This window comes from Sulfitobacter sp. 1A15299 (assembly GCF_043556915.1).
In the GTDB taxonomy this organism is placed as follows: Bacteria; Pseudomonadota; Alphaproteobacteria; order Rhodobacterales; family Rhodobacteraceae; genus Sulfitobacter.
Map to the genome: position 1 here is coordinate 1 of NZ_JBIFFJ010000009.1, position 18726 is coordinate 18726.

At 62.5% G+C, this 18726-nt stretch carries 22 protein-coding genes, 1 tRNA gene and 1 other RNA gene; 11 read left to right on the plus strand and 13 right to left on the minus strand.

What is annotated here, in order from left to right:
- Window positions 1-93: 93 nt before the first annotated feature.
- A complete protein-coding gene (locus tag ACGYK7_RS11110) occupies window positions 94-480 on the minus strand; it encodes a hypothetical protein (RefSeq protein WP_394402191.1) in 387 nt (128 codons plus the stop codon).
- A gap of 201 nt (window positions 481-681) precedes the next feature.
- Window positions 682-1242 (minus strand): hypothetical protein, encoded by a 561-nt coding sequence (locus ACGYK7_RS11115; protein ID WP_394402194.1) that lies wholly within the window; start codon window positions 1240-1242, stop codon window positions 682-684.
- A gap of 87 nt (window positions 1243-1329) precedes the next feature.
- On the opposite strand from ACGYK7_RS11115, the gene ACGYK7_RS11120 reads away from it, so the two are divergent.
- A complete protein-coding gene (locus tag ACGYK7_RS11120; RefSeq protein WP_394402197.1) occupies window positions 1330-1968 on the plus strand; it encodes a GntR family transcriptional regulator in 639 nt (212 codons plus the stop codon).
- Between the two features lie 52 nt (window positions 1969-2020).
- On the opposite strand, the gene rpoH is transcribed toward ACGYK7_RS11120, so the two are convergent.
- Both rpoH and ACGYK7_RS11130 read right to left on the minus strand, forming a co-directional pair.
- A complete protein-coding gene (rpoH, locus tag ACGYK7_RS11125; RefSeq protein ID WP_394402199.1) occupies window positions 2021-2917 on the minus strand; it encodes an RNA polymerase sigma factor RpoH in 897 nt (298 codons plus the stop codon).
- Between the two features lie 173 nt (window positions 2918-3090).
- On the minus strand, window positions 3091-4137 hold the full coding sequence (locus ACGYK7_RS11130) for an RluA family pseudouridine synthase (RefSeq protein WP_394402400.1): 1047 nt from the start codon (window positions 4135-4137) through the stop codon (window positions 3091-3093).
- Between ACGYK7_RS11130 and ACGYK7_RS11135 the strand changes: the two genes are divergently transcribed.
- Complete coding sequence (locus tag ACGYK7_RS11135; protein ID WP_394402202.1) at window positions 4136-4426, plus strand: DUF6476 family protein; 291 nt, start codon at window positions 4136-4138, stop codon at window positions 4424-4426. The two genes, ACGYK7_RS11130 and ACGYK7_RS11135, sit on opposite strands and share 2 nt — an antisense overlap.
- Here ACGYK7_RS11135 and ACGYK7_RS11140 read toward each other — a convergent pair whose 3' ends face one another.
- Window positions 4427-5212 (minus strand): inositol monophosphatase family protein, encoded by a 786-nt coding sequence (locus ACGYK7_RS11140; protein WP_067264836.1) that lies wholly within the window; start codon window positions 5210-5212, stop codon window positions 4427-4429. It abuts the gene before it with no gap.
- 166 nt (window positions 5213-5378) lie between these two features.
- On the opposite strand from ACGYK7_RS11140, the gene ACGYK7_RS11145 reads away from it, so the two are divergent.
- Window positions 5379-6419, plus strand: coding sequence for an NADP-dependent oxidoreductase (locus tag ACGYK7_RS11145; RefSeq protein WP_394402206.1), 1041 nt, complete (start codon window positions 5379-5381; stop codon window positions 6417-6419).
- An 83-nt stretch (window positions 6420-6502) separates the two neighbouring features.
- Here the strand turns inward: ACGYK7_RS11145 and ACGYK7_RS11150 are convergent, their stop codons facing one another.
- The gene (locus ACGYK7_RS11150) at window positions 6503-7408 is read right to left on the minus strand and encodes a LysR family transcriptional regulator (RefSeq protein WP_322329407.1); all 906 of its coding nucleotides are present in this window, start codon (window positions 7406-7408) and stop codon (window positions 6503-6505) included.
- Between the two features lie 94 nt (window positions 7409-7502).
- Here ACGYK7_RS11150 and ACGYK7_RS11155 point away from each other — a divergent pair, with 94 nt between their 5' ends.
- Both ACGYK7_RS11155 and ACGYK7_RS11160 read left to right on the plus strand, forming a co-directional pair.
- Window positions 7503-8369 (plus strand): methylenetetrahydrofolate reductase, encoded by an 867-nt coding sequence (locus ACGYK7_RS11155; RefSeq protein ID WP_394402209.1) that lies wholly within the window; start codon window positions 7503-7505, stop codon window positions 8367-8369.
- Window positions 8370-8450: 81 nt separating this feature from the next.
- Window positions 8451-8933 carry a PaaI family thioesterase gene (locus ACGYK7_RS11160; protein ID WP_394402211.1) on the plus strand — a complete coding sequence of 161 codons (483 nt, stop codon included), beginning with the start codon at window positions 8451-8453 and terminating at the stop codon, window positions 8931-8933.
- 78 nt (window positions 8934-9011) lie between these two features.
- On the opposite strand, the gene ACGYK7_RS11165 is transcribed toward ACGYK7_RS11160, so the two are convergent.
- Window positions 9012-9464, minus strand: coding sequence for a PRC-barrel domain-containing protein (locus tag ACGYK7_RS11165; protein WP_394402214.1), 453 nt, complete (start codon window positions 9462-9464; stop codon window positions 9012-9014).
- A 149-nt stretch (window positions 9465-9613) separates the two neighbouring features.
- A tRNA-His gene (locus tag ACGYK7_RS11170) sits at window positions 9614-9690 on the minus strand.
- Window positions 9691-10025: 335 nt separating this feature from the next.
- On the opposite strand from ACGYK7_RS11170, the gene ACGYK7_RS11175 reads away from it, so the two are divergent.
- Window positions 10026-10214: a DUF6324 family protein gene (locus ACGYK7_RS11175; RefSeq protein ID WP_394402216.1), complete on the plus strand. Its 189-nt coding sequence runs from the start codon at window positions 10026-10028 to the stop codon at window positions 10212-10214.
- 61 nt (window positions 10215-10275) lie between these two features.
- On the opposite strand, the gene ACGYK7_RS11180 is transcribed toward ACGYK7_RS11175, so the two are convergent.
- Window positions 10276-10752 carry an MmcB family DNA repair protein gene (locus tag ACGYK7_RS11180; RefSeq protein WP_394402219.1) on the minus strand — a complete coding sequence of 159 codons (477 nt, stop codon included), beginning with the start codon at window positions 10750-10752 and terminating at the stop codon, window positions 10276-10278.
- A gap of 89 nt (window positions 10753-10841) precedes the next feature.
- Between ACGYK7_RS11180 and ACGYK7_RS11185 the strand changes: the two genes are divergently transcribed.
- From ACGYK7_RS11185 to ssrS, 3 genes are all read left to right on the plus strand, one after another.
- The gene (locus tag ACGYK7_RS11185; RefSeq protein ID WP_394402222.1) at window positions 10842-12164 is read left to right on the plus strand and encodes a hypothetical protein; all 1323 of its coding nucleotides are present in this window, start codon (window positions 10842-10844) and stop codon (window positions 12162-12164) included.
- Complete coding sequence (locus ACGYK7_RS11190) at window positions 12161-12937, plus strand: hypothetical protein (RefSeq protein ID WP_394402225.1); 777 nt, start codon at window positions 12161-12163, stop codon at window positions 12935-12937. The genes ACGYK7_RS11185 and ACGYK7_RS11190 overlap by 4 nt, the downstream gene beginning before the upstream one ends.
- A gap of 76 nt (window positions 12938-13013) precedes the next feature.
- Window positions 13014-13168: non-coding RNA, 6S RNA (gene ssrS, locus ACGYK7_RS11195), on the plus strand.
- Between the two features lie 58 nt (window positions 13169-13226).
- Here the strand turns inward: ssrS and nusB are convergent.
- The 4 genes from nusB to ACGYK7_RS11215 form a co-directional block, all read right to left on the minus strand.
- Window positions 13227-13703, minus strand: a complete 477-nt coding sequence (gene nusB / locus ACGYK7_RS11200; protein WP_394402228.1) for a transcription antitermination factor NusB — start codon at window positions 13701-13703, stop codon at window positions 13227-13229.
- Complete coding sequence (locus tag ACGYK7_RS11205; protein ID WP_209219320.1) at window positions 13700-14251, minus strand: 6,7-dimethyl-8-ribityllumazine synthase; 552 nt, start codon at window positions 14249-14251, stop codon at window positions 13700-13702. Before ACGYK7_RS11205 ends, nusB begins: the two co-directional genes overlap by 4 nt.
- 5 nt (window positions 14252-14256) lie before the next feature.
- Window positions 14257-15381 (minus strand): 3,4-dihydroxy-2-butanone-4-phosphate synthase, encoded by a 1125-nt coding sequence (ribB, locus tag ACGYK7_RS11210; protein ID WP_394402232.1) that lies wholly within the window; start codon window positions 15379-15381, stop codon window positions 14257-14259.
- 80 nt (window positions 15382-15461) lie between these two features.
- A complete protein-coding gene (locus ACGYK7_RS11215; RefSeq protein ID WP_394402235.1) occupies window positions 15462-16049 on the minus strand; it encodes a riboflavin synthase in 588 nt (195 codons plus the stop codon).
- Window positions 16050-16179: 130 nt separating this feature from the next.
- On the opposite strand from ACGYK7_RS11215, the gene ACGYK7_RS11220 reads away from it, so the two are divergent.
- Window positions 16180-17472, plus strand: coding sequence for a capsule biosynthesis protein (locus ACGYK7_RS11220; protein WP_394402237.1), 1293 nt, complete (start codon window positions 16180-16182; stop codon window positions 17470-17472).
- A gap of 114 nt (window positions 17473-17586) precedes the next feature.
- Complete coding sequence (locus tag ACGYK7_RS11225; protein WP_394402240.1) at window positions 17587-18717, plus strand: polysaccharide biosynthesis/export family protein; 1131 nt, start codon at window positions 17587-17589, stop codon at window positions 18715-18717.
- Window positions 18718-18726 lie beyond the last annotated feature (9 nt).

An 18726-nucleotide genomic window follows, 5' to 3' on the forward strand; every position in this document is an offset into this window, starting at 1 on the left:
AAGATCAGACATATCACCGCTCCGTTTTCGGACGGTGAATCATGCGGCTCCGCGATAATCAATGGGTCCTGAGCCTAGGCATTGGGCTGTGAGTCAAGCAGCACGCAGGGTCGTATCTCCTCCATTCAAGCGGTTTAGCAGGGTGGACAGGATGACGGCGCTTTGAATGAGCCGTCGGCGAAGCTCTTGTCGCTGGCCGGCAGGGCGCAGCGGGACGTTGGTGCGTAGGTAGACCCTTTGCGGCATGGCCGCGGGATGGCAAGTATAGGTCACCTCGACCATCGCCTCGACCCGGCCAAAGTCGCGGGCATGGTGTACACTGTGAAACCGCGCGTCACAGATGGTCAGGGTGACGGGGCTGTCATCGGATGGAAGACAAAAAGTAACGGGATCATAGCTGCACTTGCGGCGGAGAATGTCCCTTGCATTGAGGGACGTGATGGGGCCGGATGTTTCGGGCGCGGTGGAGCGGCTTGGCATGTCTGATCCTCTTCCTAATCGTCTGGTGGCTTATCTTCCCTTTCTATGGGCCTTTGCGTTCCTCTGAGGTGCCGCCTTTCGCCCAACCTGTATACATGTTGTCGGGTCCAAATGTGGCGTAAATGTGGCAAGAACTTGCCGACAATGCGGCATTTGTATAATTCGCCAATCTTTTTTCACATTTTCTATGCGAAAGGGGCGCTACCTGTCCGTTTTCACCTCTAACAGCCAGTTTTCCTGAAGCCGGTTTTCAATCGCTTCAGAGAAATGACGGCGGACCAAGGCGATGGCTTCCGCGGCGGGCAATCCGGCGTCGATCAGCAACCACGCCGCGATCAGCCCACTGCGCCCTGCACCATATTGACAGGACAGGGCGACCGTCTCTCCCGCGTCCAGCGCCGCCTCTGAACGCGCCCGGTGGGCGGGCCATTGCGCCAGAAACCCGTCGCAGGGGATATTGAAATCTTCGATCGGTGCGAAAGAGAGCCTTAGGCCAAGAGGCCGTGAAATCTTTGAAATCAAAGGAAAGGCTCCTTCGGGGAGCTCGGCCTCCTCGGTAAGAATGAGCAACTCGCGTGCCCCAGCCGCCCGCAGACCTTCCAAGGTTTCCCGCATTTGCTGAGGATCGAAATAGGCCGCGCCATCCAGATGGGTCGCCAATCCCGGAAATCCCGTCATCGCCAGATGCCCGCCGCGGGGCGTGGGGATGACGGCGCGTATCGAGGTCGCATCGGGATCGAAAAAAGGCACATCACGAGACATGAAAACATCCATAAAATTTGAGTAACGTCGGCAGCGCCTGTATACATGTTAAATAGGTGAAAACGAACAGGCGAAGGATGCCGGGCAATGTCTAACCAAGTCAAATCCAGCGCGGCGATTGCAGAGGCGCTTCGGGCGGACATTTGCCTAGACCGCAACATCGTGGACGGCATGTTGCATGAGGTGGCCCTCGCCCAGCGGTTCGGCGTGTCGCGCACGCCCATCCGGCAAGCGTTGCAACGCTTGGCCTATGAACGCATGATTGCCGTAAAATCTGGCGTGGGGTCTGTCGTCACCCCTTTGGACGCTTCGACGCGCGCGGATGACATCCGCGCGGCTGTGGCGATCATCGAAGCAGCCGGCAAATGTGCAGCCCCCTGCCCCGCGCCACCCGCGCATTTCATGGCCCTTGCCGGAATCCTTGGAATGATGGACCTCGCCCCGCTGGACAATGCCGAGGCGTTCTTCGATATCCGCGCCCGGCTTTTGAACGCCCTATCGGAGATGGTCGAGAACCCGATCCTCAGCGACGCCTTTCGCGCGGCCTATTGGCGGCTGATCAGATGGTCCTTGCGTGATTTCGACAGCGCGCCGGAGCCTCAGATTGTGCATCTGCGTGCGGTGCTGCAAGCAGCTGCCCGGGCGATGCAGTCGAACACAATCGCCGCTTGCTTTGAAGAGATGGCAAGGCTCGAAGGCCAGCTTGCCGCCCTGCCGAGACAATGAAAAAAGCCCCGCTCCAAAGAAGCGGGGCACACTGCACCATTTGGATCAGCCGTTAACTGGCCGCCAACATACCCTTTTCCTTCGCCAAGTCACGCATCCGCTTTTGCAGCTTCTCGAAGGCGCGGACTTCGATCTGGCGGATCCGCTCGCGGCTGACATCGTATTGCGCCGAGAGGTCTTCGAGCGTGACCGTCTCATCCGACAGACGACGCTGGGTCAGAATGTCTTTCTCGCGGTCGTTCAGCACGTCCAAGGCCTCTGCCAGCATCTCGCGCCGGGTTTCAAGCTCGTCACGCTCGGCGTAATCGCCCGCTTGGTCGGCGCCTTCGTCCTCCAACCAATCTTGCCACTGCATCGTGCCTTCGCCTTCGGACCCGACGGTGGCGTTGAGCGAGGCATCCCCACCCGACATCCGCCGGTTCATGGAGACGACCTCATCCTCGGTCACGCCCAATTGGGTCGCAATTTCCTTCACGTTTTCGGGGCGCAGATCGCCCTCCTCCAACGCGCCGATCTTGTTCTTGGCCTTGCGCAGATTAAAGAACAGCTTTTTCTGTCCCGAGGTTGTGCCGAGCTTGACCAGCGACCACGACCGCAGGATGTATTCCTGAATCGACGCGCGGATCCACCACATCGCATAGGTGGCAAGGCGGAAGCCCTTCTCGGGATCGAAACGTTTCACCGCCTGCATCAGGCCGACATTGGCCTCCGAGATCACCTCGGACTGCGGCAATCCATAACCCCGGTAGCCCATCGCGATCTTCGCCGCGAGGCGCAGGTGGGAGGTGACCATCTTATGGGCAGCTTCGGTGTCTTGTTCTTCGACCCAGCGTTTGGCCAACATGTATTCTTCCTCAGGCTCCAGCAACGGGAACTTGCGGATCTCTTGCATATAGCGGTTCAGCCCGCCTTCGGGCGTCGGTGCGGGCAGATTTGCATAATTTGCCATGTCTTGTCCCTTTCCCCAGTTTAATCGGGGCCTATGTTATTGCGCTTAACATGCAATATGGGCGGCCCCCTTCGTGCTTTCAAGACAGAAGCCTTCACGCTTTTGTTCATGTCTGCACAGTTTCTGTGAACAAAACGTAACCGATCCTTAGGCGGTTCCGCGCGGTGGCGGGGTCACGCCGATGAGGCGGTGGGGCCTTCTCGCAGCATGTTCAACAGGGCCGCCATATCGGGCGGAAGGGATGCTTCGAAACGCAGGTTTTCACCGGTTACCGGATGTTCGAACCCGAGAACGGCGGCGTGCAGCGCTTGCCGGGGGAAGGCGCGGATTGCCTCGGCGGTGGCCTCAGGCAAGGCCGTCTTTGCCAGCTTGCGCCGCCCGCCATAGGTCGCGTCCCCCACCAAACCATGGCCCGCGTGAGACATATGCACGCGGATCTGATGTGTGCGCCCGGTTTCAAGCCAGCATTCCAGCAGCGCCAGCACCGGCGGGGTGCCAAAACGCTCAACCGTGCGGGCGCGGGTCACCGCGTGCCGCCCGCCTTGAAACAGCACCGCCTGCCGCTGCCGGTCGGTCTTGTGCCGCGCCAGTTGGGTGGTCATCCGCAGGATATTCCCCGCCTCGAAGGACGCGCCTTTGACGCTCCGCAGGCGCGGATCATTGGCATCCGGCACGCCGTAGACAAGGGTTTGGTAATACCGCTCTACGGTATGTTTTTCGAACTGGGCCGCCAGCCCGTGATGCGCCGCGTCGGATTTGGCGACAACGAGCAGGCCGGTGGTATCCTTGTCGATCCGGTGCACGATGCCGGGCCGTTTCATCCCACCCACGCCAGAGAGGTCATCACCGCAATGCGCCAGCAATGCATTCACGAGGGTGCCGGAGGGTGATCCCGGCGCGGGGTGCACCACCATGCCTGCCGGTTTGTCGATCACAATCAGGTCGTCATCCTCAAAGACCACCGAAAGGGGAATGTTCTCGGGCAGGATGTGGCTTTCCGCCGCCTCTTCCACCGTGATCTGCACCGCCTGTCCTTCGACCACCTTGGCGCGGGGGTCTTGGACCACGACACCGTCCAGCGTGACAGCGCCTTCGGTGATCAAACGGCCCAAACGGGTGCGCGACAGGTTCGCTTCCTCTGGCACATCGCGGGCCAGCGCCTTATCAAGACGGGCGGGCGGACTATCGTTCAGAATGAAATCAATGCGGCGGTAAGGCATGGACACGGACAACCCTGATGAACCGGCGAACCTGCGGTTTCTGCGGCGGATAGTGACGGTCTTGACCGTCGTGATGATTGGCGGGGTTCTAGTGCTGATCTTCGTGCTTGTCACCCGCCTGAGCGATCAGGGCCCGACCATGCCGCGCAGCATCACCCTGCCCGATGGCAGCAGCGCCCAAGCGTTCACGCAAGGCCGCGGCTGGTATGCGGTGGTGACGGATGCGGATGAGATACTGATCTTTGATCAGCTGACCGGTGCATTGCGCCAGACGGTCGCGATCGAGTGATCAGCCGCGGATGGTCTTGGCGAAGGTCGAATAGATCGGCTCGTTCGCGCAGATGATCTCACCATGCTGCAGGATGTTGCGCTCAGGCCGGATCGGCTCGACAAGGCCACCGGCCTCTTTGACGATCAACATGCCCGCGGCCACATCCCAAGGCTTCAGACGACGCTCCCAGAAGCCATCGTAACGGCCCGAGGCGACATAGGCGAGGTCGAGCGATGCCGCACCCCAGCGGCGCACACCGGCGCAGACGGGCAGCAGGCGGCCCAGATCCTTGAGCGTTTCAGGCAGATCGGCACGGCCCCCGAAAGGCAGGCCCGTGGCAAAGATCGACTCGATCATGCGGTGACGGCCAGAGACCCGCAAGCGGCCTTCGTTCATCCAAGCGCCGGTGCCCTTCTCGGCAAAGAACATCTCGTCCTTGGCGGGGTCAAAGACCACACCGGCGACGATCTCGCCCTTATGTTCCAACGCGATGGAGATGGCCCAATGCGGCAGGCCGTGCAGGAAGTTGGTCGTGCCATCCAGCGGGTCGACGATCCAACGGCGGGTCGGGTCTTGCCCCTCTTCCTCACCGCCCTCTTCGGCAAGCCAGCCATAGGTCGGGCGCGCGCCCATCAGGTCGTCTTTGATGATCTTCTCGGCGCCAATGTCGGCCTTGGTCACGAAATCGCCCGCACCTTTGACCGAGACCTGAAGGTTCTCGACCTCGCGGAAATCCTTGACCAATGCACGCCCCGCTTTGCGTGCCGCCTTGATCATGATGTTGAGATTCGCACTGCCGATCATTGTTCGCGCCCTTTGATGGATAAGGCGGGACGTATAGGGCGCAAGAACGCAATTGCCAAGGGGGCAGAAACCTGCACCGCTTATTGATTCTCGCGCGCCTCACGGGTTGCATTCAGAGCGCGAGGGAACACCTTGGACCCGTAGCAACCAGCACGAAGGAAACCCCATGTCCGACCAGATGCAGAGAATCGTCCTCGCCTCCCGCCCCGATGGTGCACCGACGCCCGAGAACTTCCGTCTTGAGAGCGCGGATATTCCCCAGCCGGGCGACGGCGAAATTCTGGTCGAAGTGCATTACATGTCGCTCGACCCCTATATGCGGGGCCGGATGGACGACGCGAAATCCTATGCCGAACCTGTGCCCATCGGCGGGCTGATGGAAGGTGGTAGCGTGGGCAAGGTGATCGCCTCGAATGACCCAAGCTTCGCCGAAGGCGATTTTGCCTTTGGCGCCTTCGGTTGGGCCACCCATGGTGTCGCCCCGGCAAAGCAATGTCAGAAGGTCGATGCCGAAGGCGTGCCGATCACCGCCTCGCTCGGCGTGCTGGGCATGCCCGGCCTGACCGGCTGGTACGGTCTGAACGACATCGGCCAACCGAAAGAAGGCGAGACCCTCGTCGTGGCCGCGGCCACCGGGCCCGTCGGCTCGATCGTCGGTCAATTGGCCAAGGCCAAGGGGCTGCGCACCGTGGGCATCGCAGGCGGGGCCGAGAAATGCGAGATCGCCACCCGCGATTTCGGCTTTGACGTCTGCCTTGATCACCGCGCCTATGACGATGCCAAATCCATGCGTGCCGCCCTGAAAGAGGCCGCGCCGGATGGCATTGATATCTATTACGAAAACGTGGGCGGCAAGGTGCTGGACGCGGTGCTGCCGCTGATGAACCCCCATGGGCGGATCCCGCTTTGCGGCATGATCGCGTGGTACAACGCAGGCGGGCTGGGTGCCGATGCCGAGGGCGCTGGCCTCACCGCGCCGCGGCTGTGGCGGACGATTTTGGTGAACTTCCTCACCGTGCGCGGCTTTATCATCTCGAACCACTGGGACCAGATGCCGAAGTTCCAGCGCGAAGTGGCCCCGATGGTCGCCGATGGCCGCGTGAAGGTGAAGGAAGACATCACCGAAGGGCTGGAGAATGCGCCGCAGGCCTTCATCGACATGCTGAATGGCGGGAACACCGGCAAGGCCATCGTTAAGGTGAAGTAAGCTTTGCAACGCGGCGTTCCGCCTTGTGGGATGGCGCGTTCACCCACCCGGCCCGGGTCAAGTCGCAGGCGGCGGGCCATCGCCTAGGCCCGCTGCAACTTGCGCGCCTCCTGCCCGGCCAGCTTTAGCAACTCATCCATGAACGGCTTGCCCAAATCATCCCGCCGCACTGCCGCATAGAGCCGCCGTGTGATCCCCTCGGCCGTCAGAGGCCGCGTGACGTAATCGGAGGAATATTTCACCTCCCGCACCACCCAATCCGGCAGGACCGAGACCCCGCGGTTGGACGCCACCAACAGCAGGATCACCGCCGTCAACTCCACCTGCCGGATCGCCGCAGGCTCGACCTTGGCGGGGATCAACAACTGGCTGAACACGTCCAGCCGGGTCCGCTCCACCGGGTAGGTAATCAGCGTCTCCCCCCGAAAATCAGCCGCCTCGACAAAGGGTTTCTCGGCCAAAGGGTGGTTCTGCGAGGCGACAAAAACCGGATTGTAATCAAAGAGTTCGACAAATTCGACGCCGGGTAGCTCTTCGGGGTCCGAGGACACCACAAGATCGACCTCTTCACGAAGCAGCGCAGGCAGCGCGTCAAACGCGAGACCGGGGCGGATATCGACATCCACATCCGGCCAATGGCGGCGGAACTGCTCCAACACCGGGAAAAGCCACTCGAAACAGGCGTGACATTCGATTGCGATATGCATCCGCCCCGTGCTGCCCGCCCGCAGGCCCGAGAATTCGTCCTGCAAGGCTTCGACCTGCGGCAAGACCTGCTGCGCGAGCTTCAACAGCCGCTGCCCGGCAGGCGACAGCTTCAACGGTTTAGAGCGCCGGACGAAGAGTTCGACCCCCGCCTGATCCTCCAACCCCTTCACCTGATGACTTAACGCCGATTGCGTGATATTCATCTGATCCGCCGCGCGGGCCAAACCGCCCGCCTCGTGGATGGCCTTGATTGTGCGCAGGTGACGGAACTCGATGTGCATTTGAGGCATTACTCATGTTCAAGATGAATGTTATGAGTTTGTCTCACAAGCCTCGATGTGAGACAAGACGTGAAACCGCCAAAAGGATCTCTCAATGACCACGCCTGCCGTTTCCTTCGAAGTCTTCCCGCCCCGCACCGTCGGCGCGGCGTTCAAACTGTGGGATGCGGCGCAGGCATTGGCCCCGCTGGCCCCGCGTTTCTTTTCGGTCACCTATGGCGCGGGGGGCACCACGCGCGATCTGACCCATGATTCGGCCCATGTGCTGCACCGCACCTCGGGCTTGCCGGTCGCAGGCCATCTGACCTGCGTCGGCGCCAGCCGCGTGGAAACCATGGAAGTCGCCGATAAATTCGCCGAAGCGGGCATCAAAGATATCGTCGCCCTGCGCGGCGACCCACAGGCGGGCACCGACAAGTTCGTGCCCCACCCCGAAGGCTTCGCCGACAGCTGTGAGTTGATCGAGGCGCTTGCCAAGACCGGCAAATTCACCATCCGCGTCGGCGCCTACCCCGACCCGCACCCCGAAGCGGCGGACCAGCAGGCGAACATTGACTGGCTCAAGCGCAAGTTCGACGCGGGCGCGGATGAGGCGCTGACCCAGTTCTTTTTCGAGGCGGAGACCTTCCTGCGCTTCCGCGATGCCTGCGTGAAGGCGGGCATCGACAAGCCGATCACGCCGGGCATCCTACCGGTGGTGAACTGGACCTCGGCCCGTAAATTCGCCGTGAAATGCGGCACGCCGGTGCCGGAATGGGTCGACCAAGCCTATGAGGCGGCGATCCGCGATGACCGTCACGATCTGCTGGCCCAGGCGATGTGCACCGAACTCTGCAGCGAGTTGATCGACGAAGGCGTGGATGCGCTGCATTTCTATACGCTGAACCGCGCCGAACTCACCCGCGATGTCTGCCGTGCCATCGGCGTGACCCCGCAGGTCGATCTTTCGGACGTCGCGTAAGCGCTCACCCTCCGGCAGGGGGGCTTGCCCCTGCCCCGCGCGGGCGTATCCTCCGGCGAAACTTACTTGCCGGAGAAGACCATGCCCCGCATCGCCCAAAGCCCTGCCGACCTTTTGTCCCAATCCGACGCGCTCAAGCTTTCGGGGCTGGAGTTCATGCAGGCCATTCTCGATGGCACCAACCCCGGCCCGCCCATCGGCCAAACCATGGGCTATGCGCTGCATTCGGTCGAAGAGGGCCGCATCGTCTTTCGCGGCGCGCCGAGCTTTGCCATGACGAACCCGATGGGCACGGTGCACGGCGGTTGGTACGGCACGCTGCTCGATTCAGCGATGGCCTGCGCGGTGATGACGAAGGTGCCGCGCGGCTCGGTCTATACCACTCTGGAATACAAGATTAATATCTTGCGTGGCCTGCCCTTGGGGATGGAGATCGACTGTATCGGGGTGACCGATCATGTGGGCCGTTCGACCGGTGTCGCACATGGGGAGATTCGCGGCGTCGAAGATGGCAAACTCTACGCCACAGGCTCCACCACCTGCATCGTGATGAAGCTGGCTTGAGCCCATCCACGAAAAACCCCGGCGCGGAAGTCCGCACGCCGGGGACCAAAAGCTCGGCTTAGGCGTCCTGCGCCTGAGTTAGTCCCAAAAGCCTTCGTCAACGCCGGGCAGCGCTTCGAGTTCTTCTTCGCTCAGACGGGTGACATAGGCGAAGGTCTGGTCATCGACGGCCACGAGGTTCACATCGGGTGTCGAGATCATGACGTGTTTGTCACCGATATCGAGGAAGCCGCCGACTTCGGCCACGATACCGACCATCTGGCCGTTCTTGGACAGCACGATGTCTTCGATCTCACCGATCTCGTTCCAGTTGGCGCCGATTTCGTTATAGCCCGTGTTGGGGCTCCATTCGTCGCCAGCTTCGCTGAGGGTGTAGATTTCACCGCCGGTGATATCGCGCGAACGGATCAGATCGCCGCGCAGTTCGGTCATCCGCAAGCTGTTAACGTTGGACGTGTCGGCATGCGTTTCAGCGAAAGCGGCAGTGCCTGCAAGTGTCAGAGCAAGGGTGCTGGCTGCGAGCGTTTTCATGTCTCTCTCCTTTTTCGTTGCGTCCTATGGTGGCAACGAAAACTCGGAGGGAGCGTTCCAAAAAGCGTAGAACTTACCATAGCTTAGACGACGCAGCGCATGGGGCCATCAAGCGTTCAGCCCGATACACCAAAAGTACTGGGGGGGGATGGTACCACCTCCTGGTCTCGAACCAGGGACCTCTTGATCCACAATCAAGCGCTCTAACCAACTGAGCTAAGGCGGCACTGGGGCGGATTTAGCGCCCGTGGCGGAGGAATGCAAGACCTCTGCGACAGAAGAATTGCCGGTTTCCGTCAGATTTTTCGCCCGGCCCGCATCCTCGGTGTTTATGTGGGAAACGTTGCCGGATGACGCGGCAACGTCGCCCCCGGCCTTCAAGCTGCGCTTTAGGCCATCAACCCGGACCGTCAGCTTGGGCACCCACACTCTGTCAAAAGCGCGAGGAGGCAAACGATCCAAGGCCAACGCGCCCCCTGCCCGCCGGTGCAACCGGCTAAGATAGCTTGCCTTTCCGCCCCTGCCGCGCTAGCGATAAGCCCCACCAAACCGGAGGCTCCCATGGGCATCGACACCGAACGCGACATCGAAGCAAACCTGCAAATCGGCCCGACAGACAAGGGCATGGTCCGCCTTTTCGTCGAGGGCGGCGGCGTTGAAATTCCTATGGATTTCACCCCGGAAGAAGCCCACGAGATCGCAGAAGAGATCATGGCCGCCGCAAACCGCGCGGGCAAGAAAGGGCGCTAAGCCGCGTAAACGCGGGGTCGCCCCGCCTCAGGGATATGGGCGAACAACCTCAGCCCCTCTTTCAAGACCAGTTCGGCGCCATGTCGGGATCGCGTAGGCGATGCAGGCGCCGGGCGGCATGGGTCGCGAATTTCTGCACCATTGCCTTGCGCCGTGCAGGCGCAAGCTTGGTCTCATCGCACATGCGCACAATCTCGGCCCCATAGGCGTCACCGATGATCAGGCCGCTTTCCTCTGGCAGCAGTTCCACCGGAAAATCATTGTCGACAGCCCAAAAGAACCGGTCGGCCCATTCCAAATAGCCCTCCCATTTTGCGTCGCCCTTGAAATCGGCGCGACAGGATTTGCATTCGACGATCCAAATCTCCCCCTTGGGGCCAAGCGCCATCACGTCGACCCGCAAACCGCGCGTCGGCACAAGTTCCTCGACCGAGGCAAAACCAAGATCGGCCAGATGCCGCATCACCCCCCGTGCCAATAATTGGCCCGGTTGGAGCGGTCGTATCTCATTCTCCATCATGGCGACAAATATGAACATTTGATGAACATCCACAAGGGGCAGCACCGGAAAGTTTGGTAATTCCCCCGCGACCCCCTATCTTCACCCCAACAAAGCGAGGGAGGCCCATGGCACAACGCGAACCGATGAGTGAGACGCAGGCGCGCGGGGTGCGTTACGCCCGTGAATTGGAGGGCCACCTGACATGGCTCGATACATTCTCCGGCACGGCGCTTGGCGTTTTGGCCGTGGCCTCGGGTATTTACACCTACCTCGGCGTTTCGTCGCTGCTGGATGACAATGGCGCCATGTCGGCCTTTGCGGCGATCGCCTATTCGGTGGCGGTCTCGGTGGGCATCTTTGTCTTTTGGTCCTATCTGCTGCGGCTTTTCCCCGCCGTACGCACAGCGCGCGCGCGGATGGGGCTTTTGGGGGCAATGGGGCTCGGCTCCATCGCGATCATCGCGATGTCGAGCTGGCTGAACGCCGCCGCGCTTGCCGGATCGGCAGCGGTAGAGCAGCATCTGGCCGAGACGGTGCAAGACTACCAAGGCGCGTTGGAGCGCACCCATGAGATTGCCTTGTCCGCTCAAGGGCTTGAGCGGGACGTGGCGCGGGTCAGACAGAGCTTCGAAGACCTGAGCGAGCAAGAGGCGGCAGGCAGCCTGTCGGGCCTTGCCGGGCGCGGCGCGGTGTTCCGGGTGCTGCGGCAGAAATCGGCGGAACTGGGCGCGCTGGAGGCGCAGATCGCCACTCAGACCCCGCTGGTGAATGACGCTTTCGCCGAAGGGAACCAGATCCTCAGCCGGATGCGCGCCCTGACAGTTGAGCCGGGCCCGGTTGAGGCGCGGTCGGTCGAGTTTTCCGAACAGGCCGTGCGGCTTGCCGGGCTGATCACCCGGCTGCGGCAGCTTTCCGTGGCCCCGCTGGTGGAGCGCGCGGCGCAGGATTTGGCAGCCTCCGTCGTGCTGCCCGAACTCGACGGCAGCAACGAAGCGCAACGCGGCGCGCAAGGCGCGACGATCACCTCGGTTCTGGAGGTGCTGGCCCAGCGTGCAGCGACATTGGAGCGCGCGGCGCAGGATGTGCAGGCCATGCCCCCCGCCGCCGACACGACATATACGCCGATTTCCAGCGCCGATGCGGTGATCCTCTACGCGCGCAATTTCGTGCCCTCTTGGGCCGGGGCCATCGCGATTGACCTGCTGCCCGCCGTGCTGGTGCTGATCCTTTCCATCACCCAAGGGGCGATCCGCTCGGGCCGGGAGGGGGCCGCGGTCGAAGACACGCTAACCCTCGCGGAACTGCGCGCCGCGCTGGCCGCCGTGCGCGATGTCGATGTGGCGATGCAGGAAAGCCCCGCGCATAAACGCGCCCCCGCCGAAGCGCCGCGCGCGGATGCGCCCGATGAACCGGCCCCCGGCCCCGTCACATCGATCAAAAGCACATGAGCGAGGAGACCCCACCGGAGGCCGACGCCCCCCACCGCCCGCCGATTGTGGGGCGGGTGCTGATTGGCGTGTTGATCTTCCAGCTTGGCCTCGCGGTGTTGTTGTTCTGGGGGGACTTGGGCACGGGGCTGCGCCTGCCGGGGTTTGGCCCGCGCGCCCCGGAATTGACCGAGCCGGTCCGCCCCGGCGACCAGACCCGCCGCTTCCGCCCTGAACGCGCGCCAACCCCCGGCCAGCCGATGCCCGAGACCGCCCTGCCCGACCGGCTGGTGCTCACCCCCGTCTCGGGCGGGCGGGCGGCGCTGTTGGAAGGGGCTATTGAGGTGGGCGATGCGGAGCGGATCGTCAAACAGTTGAGCGAACTGACCCCCGCGCCCGAGGAGGTCTACCTCAACTCCCCCGGCGGATCGGTCCGCGATGCTTTGGAACTGGGCCGCGCCCTGCGGCGCGAAGGGCTGAACACCGCGCTGCGGGAGGGTGACATCTGCTATTCCGCCTGCCCCTATCTGCTGGCCGCCGGCGCGGCACGGACGGTGCCCGAGAGCGCCTCGGTCGGGGTGCATCAGCATTACTTTGGCGAAAGCACGATCCTGCCCGCCTTTGTCGCCGTGGAGGACATCCAGCGCGGTCAGGGTGAGGTGATGCGATACCTTGATGAGATGGGCATCGACCCCTTGGTGATGCAGCACGCGCTGGTCACCCCGCCCGATGAAATCTATGTGCTGCTGCCCGAGGAATTGCGCCGCTATGGCTTTATCCCCGCCGAAGATTGAGCGGCGCAGAGAAGTTTTGCAAATACACCTTCGCCCCCTTGCCGGAGCCCCACTTGGCCCCTACATCGGGGGTCGACGGGTTCTGCCCTGTTCGTGAACGTTACATTCCAGTGGCCTTAAGCAAATCCGAGGGAGCTGGCTCTGTCCGAGCCCTGGTTCGGTTACCTGGCGCCCACCTGTACATACAGGTCCTCGGGAATATAAAACAGCAGCGGCAGGCGCGGTTCCCGTCACTTTCCCCAGACATTGATGTGGTAGATGGCCCCCTCGGGGCCACTTTCCCGCGCGTTTAAAACGCTTCGGGGCGCGCCTCGCGCGCCATATGGTCGAGGACAGCGTTAACGAAGCTCGGCTCGCGCCCCTCGGGGAAAAAGGCATGGGCCACGTCGACATATTCCTTGATCACCACGCGCGGCGGCGTGTCGTCATGGCGGAACTCGGCCCCGGCGGCGCGGAACAGCGCGCGCAGGGTCGGGTCGATCCGGGCAATGGCCCATTTGGCGACGATGGCGCGGTTGGCCATCTGGTCGATCGGCGCTTGATAGTTCACCGCATCTTCGAGCACGCGAGAGAAGTGGTCGACATCCCCCTCCTGCATCTCGTCGCCCTCATAGACGGCACCGAAACGGTGGTCGATGAATTCGTGACGCACGACATCGACCGTCTGCGCGGAATGCTCCATCTGGAACAGCGCCTGCACGGCATAGAGCCGCGAGGCCGACTTCATCTTACGTTTCTGGTTGCCCGAAAGCCCGTTGCTGGTCATGCGATGTTTGATCCATCCGTGTCGCCGGCCATCAAAGTGTCCTGCCCGAATGGCTTGAACCCGATGCCCTTGCTCTGGCGGCCCCATTTACGAGCGAGCGCGATAAGATGCAAGGCCGCAGCGGCTGCGCCGCCGCCTTTGTTTTGCCCCTCAGGGTCGGCGCGCACCTCGGCCTGCTGTTTATTCTCGACCGTCAGGATGCCATTGCCGATGCAAAGCCCTTGCAGCCCAAGCAGTTGCAGGGCGCGGCTGCTGTCATTGCAGACGGTCTCGTAATGCGTGGTCTCGCCACGGATCACGCAGCCAAGCGCGACATAGCCGTCAAAATTGCTGCCCCGGTCGGAAATGCCGATGGCGGTGGGAATCTCCAAGGCGCCGGGCATCTCGATCACCTCGTAACTGGCGCCCGCAGCCTCCAACTCGGCCTTGGCACCGGTCAAAAGACCATTCGCGATGTCCGAATAATAGGGCGAAACGACGATCAGCAGCTTCACCGGTTCGTCAAAGCTGGGGCGCGGCAGGATGGTATGCTCTTCGGCGGATGCCATGGCGATTACTCCGTAGTGATGGGCCGGGTGCCCACGATTTCAAGCGCATAGGCGTCAAGGCCCAGATAGCGCGTGTCGGGATTGTCGGTCAGCAGGACCAGTTCGTGCAGCCCCATCGAGGACAGGATCTGCGCGCCAAGACCGGTGCGTTTGATCGTGCGCGGGCGGTCGTCATCCTCGGGGTCGAGCTTGAGGCGCGGGTAAGGATCGCGGAAGAGCACCACCGCCCCCCGCCCCTCTTCGCCGATGATCTGCATGGCGCGGGGCAACTCGTCCGCCGGGCTGGGGCCAAGGCCAAGGATATCTTCCAGCGCGTTGATCGCATGGGTGCGGATCAGCACCGGCTCGGGCGTTGAGATATCGCCCTTGGTAAGCACCACATGGTCGGTGCCGGTAATCTGATCGGAGAACACCCGCATCTGCCAGTCGCCGCCATAGGCCGAGGTCACGGTGCGGCTGTCACGCTCCACCAGCAGGTTGTCGTGCTTGTGGCGGTAGGTGATGAGATCGCTGATCGTGCCGATCTTGAGCCTGTGTTCGGCGGCGAATTCCACGAGGTCGGGCAGACGCGCCATTTCGCCGTCGTCCTTCATGATCTCGCAGATCACGCCGGAAGGGTGCAGCCCCGCGAGGCGCGAAATATCGACCGCGGCTTCGGTATGGCCTGCCCGCACCAGCACGCCACCATCGCGGGCGCGCAGCGGGAAGACATGGCCGGGGGTGGCGATATCCGCCGAACCGGATTGTTCCGAGATCGCCACGGCCACGGTCAGCGCACGGTCGGCGGCAGAGATGCCGGTGCTGACACCTTCCCGCGCCTCAATGCTGACGGTAAAGGCCGTCTCATGCCGGGAAGAGTTGTTCACCGCCATCATCGGCAGGCCAAGGTGATCGACCCGCTCCGCCGTCATCGGCAGACAGATCAACCCGCGCCCATGGGTCGCCATGAAGTTGATCGCCGCAGCATCGGCAAACTGCGCCGGGATCACCAGATCGCCTTCGTTCTCGCGGTCCTCATGGTCCACCAGAATGAACATACGGCCTTGGCGCGCGTCTTCGATGATCTCTTCGATAGGCGAGATCGCGTCGCTCAGCCCTGTCTCGACCGGTCCGGGTTTGTCAAATTGCATCGGCTGCTTCCATCTATCTGTTGCCCGGCTCTTAGCCTGACCCGCGCCGCTTGGCCAGAGCGCCCCCAAAGGGCGCGGCGTCACATCTCGTTCAAGCGTGCCACGTAACGGGCCAGCGTGTCGATTTCGAGGTTCACGAGATCGCCGACGCCTGCATCGCCCCAAGTCGTCACCTCCTTGGTATGCGGAATGAAGTTGATGCCGAAATCGCAGCCATCGACATCATTCACCGTGAGCGAGGTGCCGTTGAGCGCCACTGAGCCCTTGGGCGCGATGAAACGCGCAAGCTCTTTCGGGGCGCGCAGGGTGACGCGGGTGCTGTCGCCCTCGTCTTTCATCTCAATGATCTCGGCCACGCCATCGACATGGCCCGAAACGATATGCCCGCCCAACTCGTCGCCCACCTTCAGCGCGCGTTCGAGGTTCACGCGTTTGCCCTCGCGCCAATGCTGGCCAAGGTTGGTCTTGGCCACGGTCTCGGCGCTGATCTGCACCTCATACCAATCTTCGCCCAGTCCCACGACGGTGAGGCAAACCCCATCGCTGGCGATGGAGGCGCCCATGTCGATGCCACTGGTGTCATAGCCGGTCTGGATGCGCGCGCGCAGGTCGCCTTCTTGCTCCAGCTTGGTCACGGTGCCAACGTCTGTGATAATGCCGGTGAACATGGGGTGGGCTCCTTTGCTGGTTCCGCGCAGTGGTAAACCCGGTCACCGCCACAGGCAAGAGCGGGTGACGCCACATTGTCGCCCCTATTATATGGTGGTTAAGAGGGCAAAACCCCACCGAAGGACCAGAATGACCGTGACCGCCGCCCCGACCAGAACCTTCCTGTTCCTGCAAGGACCGCATGGCCCTTTCTTCAACAGTCTGGGCAAGATGCTGCGCCGCGCGGGGGCCGAAGTTTGGCGCGTGGGCTTCAACGCGGGCGACCGGGCCTTTTGGTTTCACCCGTCGACCTACATCCCCTATCGCGGCAAGGTCGAGGATTGGCCGGGCGTCTTTGCCAGCCTGCTGGATGACAAGCAGGTTACCGACATCGTGCTTTACGGCGACACCCGCCCCATCCACGCCGAAGCGGTGGCCGAGGCCAAGCGCCGTGGCATCACCGTGCATGTCTTCGAGGAAGGCTACATGCGGCCCTATTGGGTCACCTATGAGCGCGGCGGCTCAAACGGCAATTCGCGGCTGATGGAGATGACCATTCCCCAGATGCAGGCCGCCCTCGCCCGCTCGGACATGGAAGCCCCCCTGCCCCCGGGCCATTGGGGCGACATGCGCCACCACATCTTTTACGGCGCGCTTTACCATTGGTTCGTGATGTTTCGAAACGGCGATTACCGCAATTTCAAACCACACCGCAGCCTGCCGGTCACCAAGGAATTCCGCCTCTACCTCAAGCGGCTCTTGCTGATGCCGGTGCTGGCCGCCGACCGCCTGCTGGCCACGCTGAAAATCCGGCTGGGCGGGTTTCCCTACCATCTGGCACTGCTGCAACTGGAGCATGATTCCTCTTTTCAGAAACACTCGCCCTTCAACACGATGGCCGATTTCCTTGAACTGGTGATCGAAGGTTTCGCCAAGGGCGCGCCGCAGCATCACCACCTCGTCATCAAGGCGCATCCGCTGGAGGATGGCCGCGTGCCGGTACGGCGCGATGTCAAACGGCTGGCCCGTGCGCATGGGGTTTCCGACAGGGTGCATTTCGTGCGCGGCGGCAAGCTGGCGCAGCTTCTCAACGACACCCGCAGTGCGGTGACGGTAAATTCCACCGCCGGGCAACAGGTGCTCTGGCGCGGCATCCCCCTCAAGGTCTTTGGCAGCGCGGTCTATTCCCAGCCTGAATTTGTCTCGGACCAGCCGCTGCCGGAATTCTTTGCCGCTGCCAACCGCCCCGACAACCGCGCCTATAAGGATTACCGCCGCTATCTGCTTGAAACCTCTCAGGTTCCGGGCGGCTTCTATGCCGCGCGCGGGCGGCGGCAATTGCTGCGCCAAGTGGTCGATATGATGCTCGCCGCCGAGGATCCCTATGACGCGCTGGAACAGGGCACCGCGGCCCCTCGGCAACAGTTGCGGGTCGTCACCTGAGTTAACCCATTCCGCCCTGTAGATTTTTTCGCTAGGCTGCGCTAGATTGCAAAGTAATACGTCAAGACAATTGGCGATTTCGAGGCAGATATTTCAGGTCGAGGAGACCGGGCAGTGAAATCCGTATCTTTCCGGTGGGCGCGCCCCATCGCAGCGCTGGCGGCGGTGGCCGTCATCTCATCTTGTGGTTTGCCGCAGGTCGGGCCGAACAAACGGCAAATCTACGCAGGCTCCGTTCAGCGCGAGGGCGATGCCTTTGTCGTCAGTGTGAATGATCGTGTGACCCGCGCCACCGCCGTGGCTCCGGCGCTCGGCTTTTCGGAAAGCTTCAAGAACGCGGGCCGGGTCGGTTCCGACACGATCCAGCCAGGCGACATCCTTGGCATCACGGTTTATGAGAATGTGGACGATCCGCTTCTCGGCGTCGAAGGCGCGCCGGCCACCCTGCTGGAAGAGGTGCAGGTCGATGGCGCGGGCTTTATCTTCATCCCCTACGCGGGCCGCATTCGCGCTGCGGGCAACACGCCCGAGGCGATCCGCCGCATCATCACCAACAAGCTGGGCGAACAGACCCCCGACCCGCAGGTCGAAGTGCGTCGCGCCGCCGGTGACGGCTCGACCGTCTCGCTCATCGGCTCGATCGGGGCACAGGGCGTCTACCCGATCGAGCGCCCGACCCGCACGCTGGCCGCCATGCTGGCCCGCGCAGGCGGTGTGACCATCATCCCCGAGATCGCACAGGTCACCGTGATCCGCGGCGGGCAACGCGGCAAGATTTGGTTCCAAGACCTCTATGACCACCCTGAACTCGACATCGCCCTGCGCCCGGGCGACCGGATTCTGGTCGAGGAAGACACCCGCTCTTTCACCGCGCTTGGCGCCACCGGCGGACAGGCCCGCGTGCCCTTTGAATCGCAAAACCTCTCGCTATTGGAAGGCATCGCGCAGGTCGGCGGCCTGAGCCCGATCTCGGCCGACCCCACCGGCGTCTTCGTGTTCCGCAATGAGCCTGAGGAAGTCGCCGAACAGGTGCTGGGCCGCAGCGATCTGACCGGCGCGCAGCGGATGGTCTATGTCACCGACCTGACCAAACCCAACGGCATGTTCATGGCCCGCGATTTCGTGATCCGCGACGGCGACACGATCTATGTGACCGAAGCCCCCTTCACCCAGTGGAGCAAGGTGATCTCGGCCATCACCGGCACGGCGGGTTCGGCGGATAGCATCACTTCGCTGACCGAATGATCCACCCCG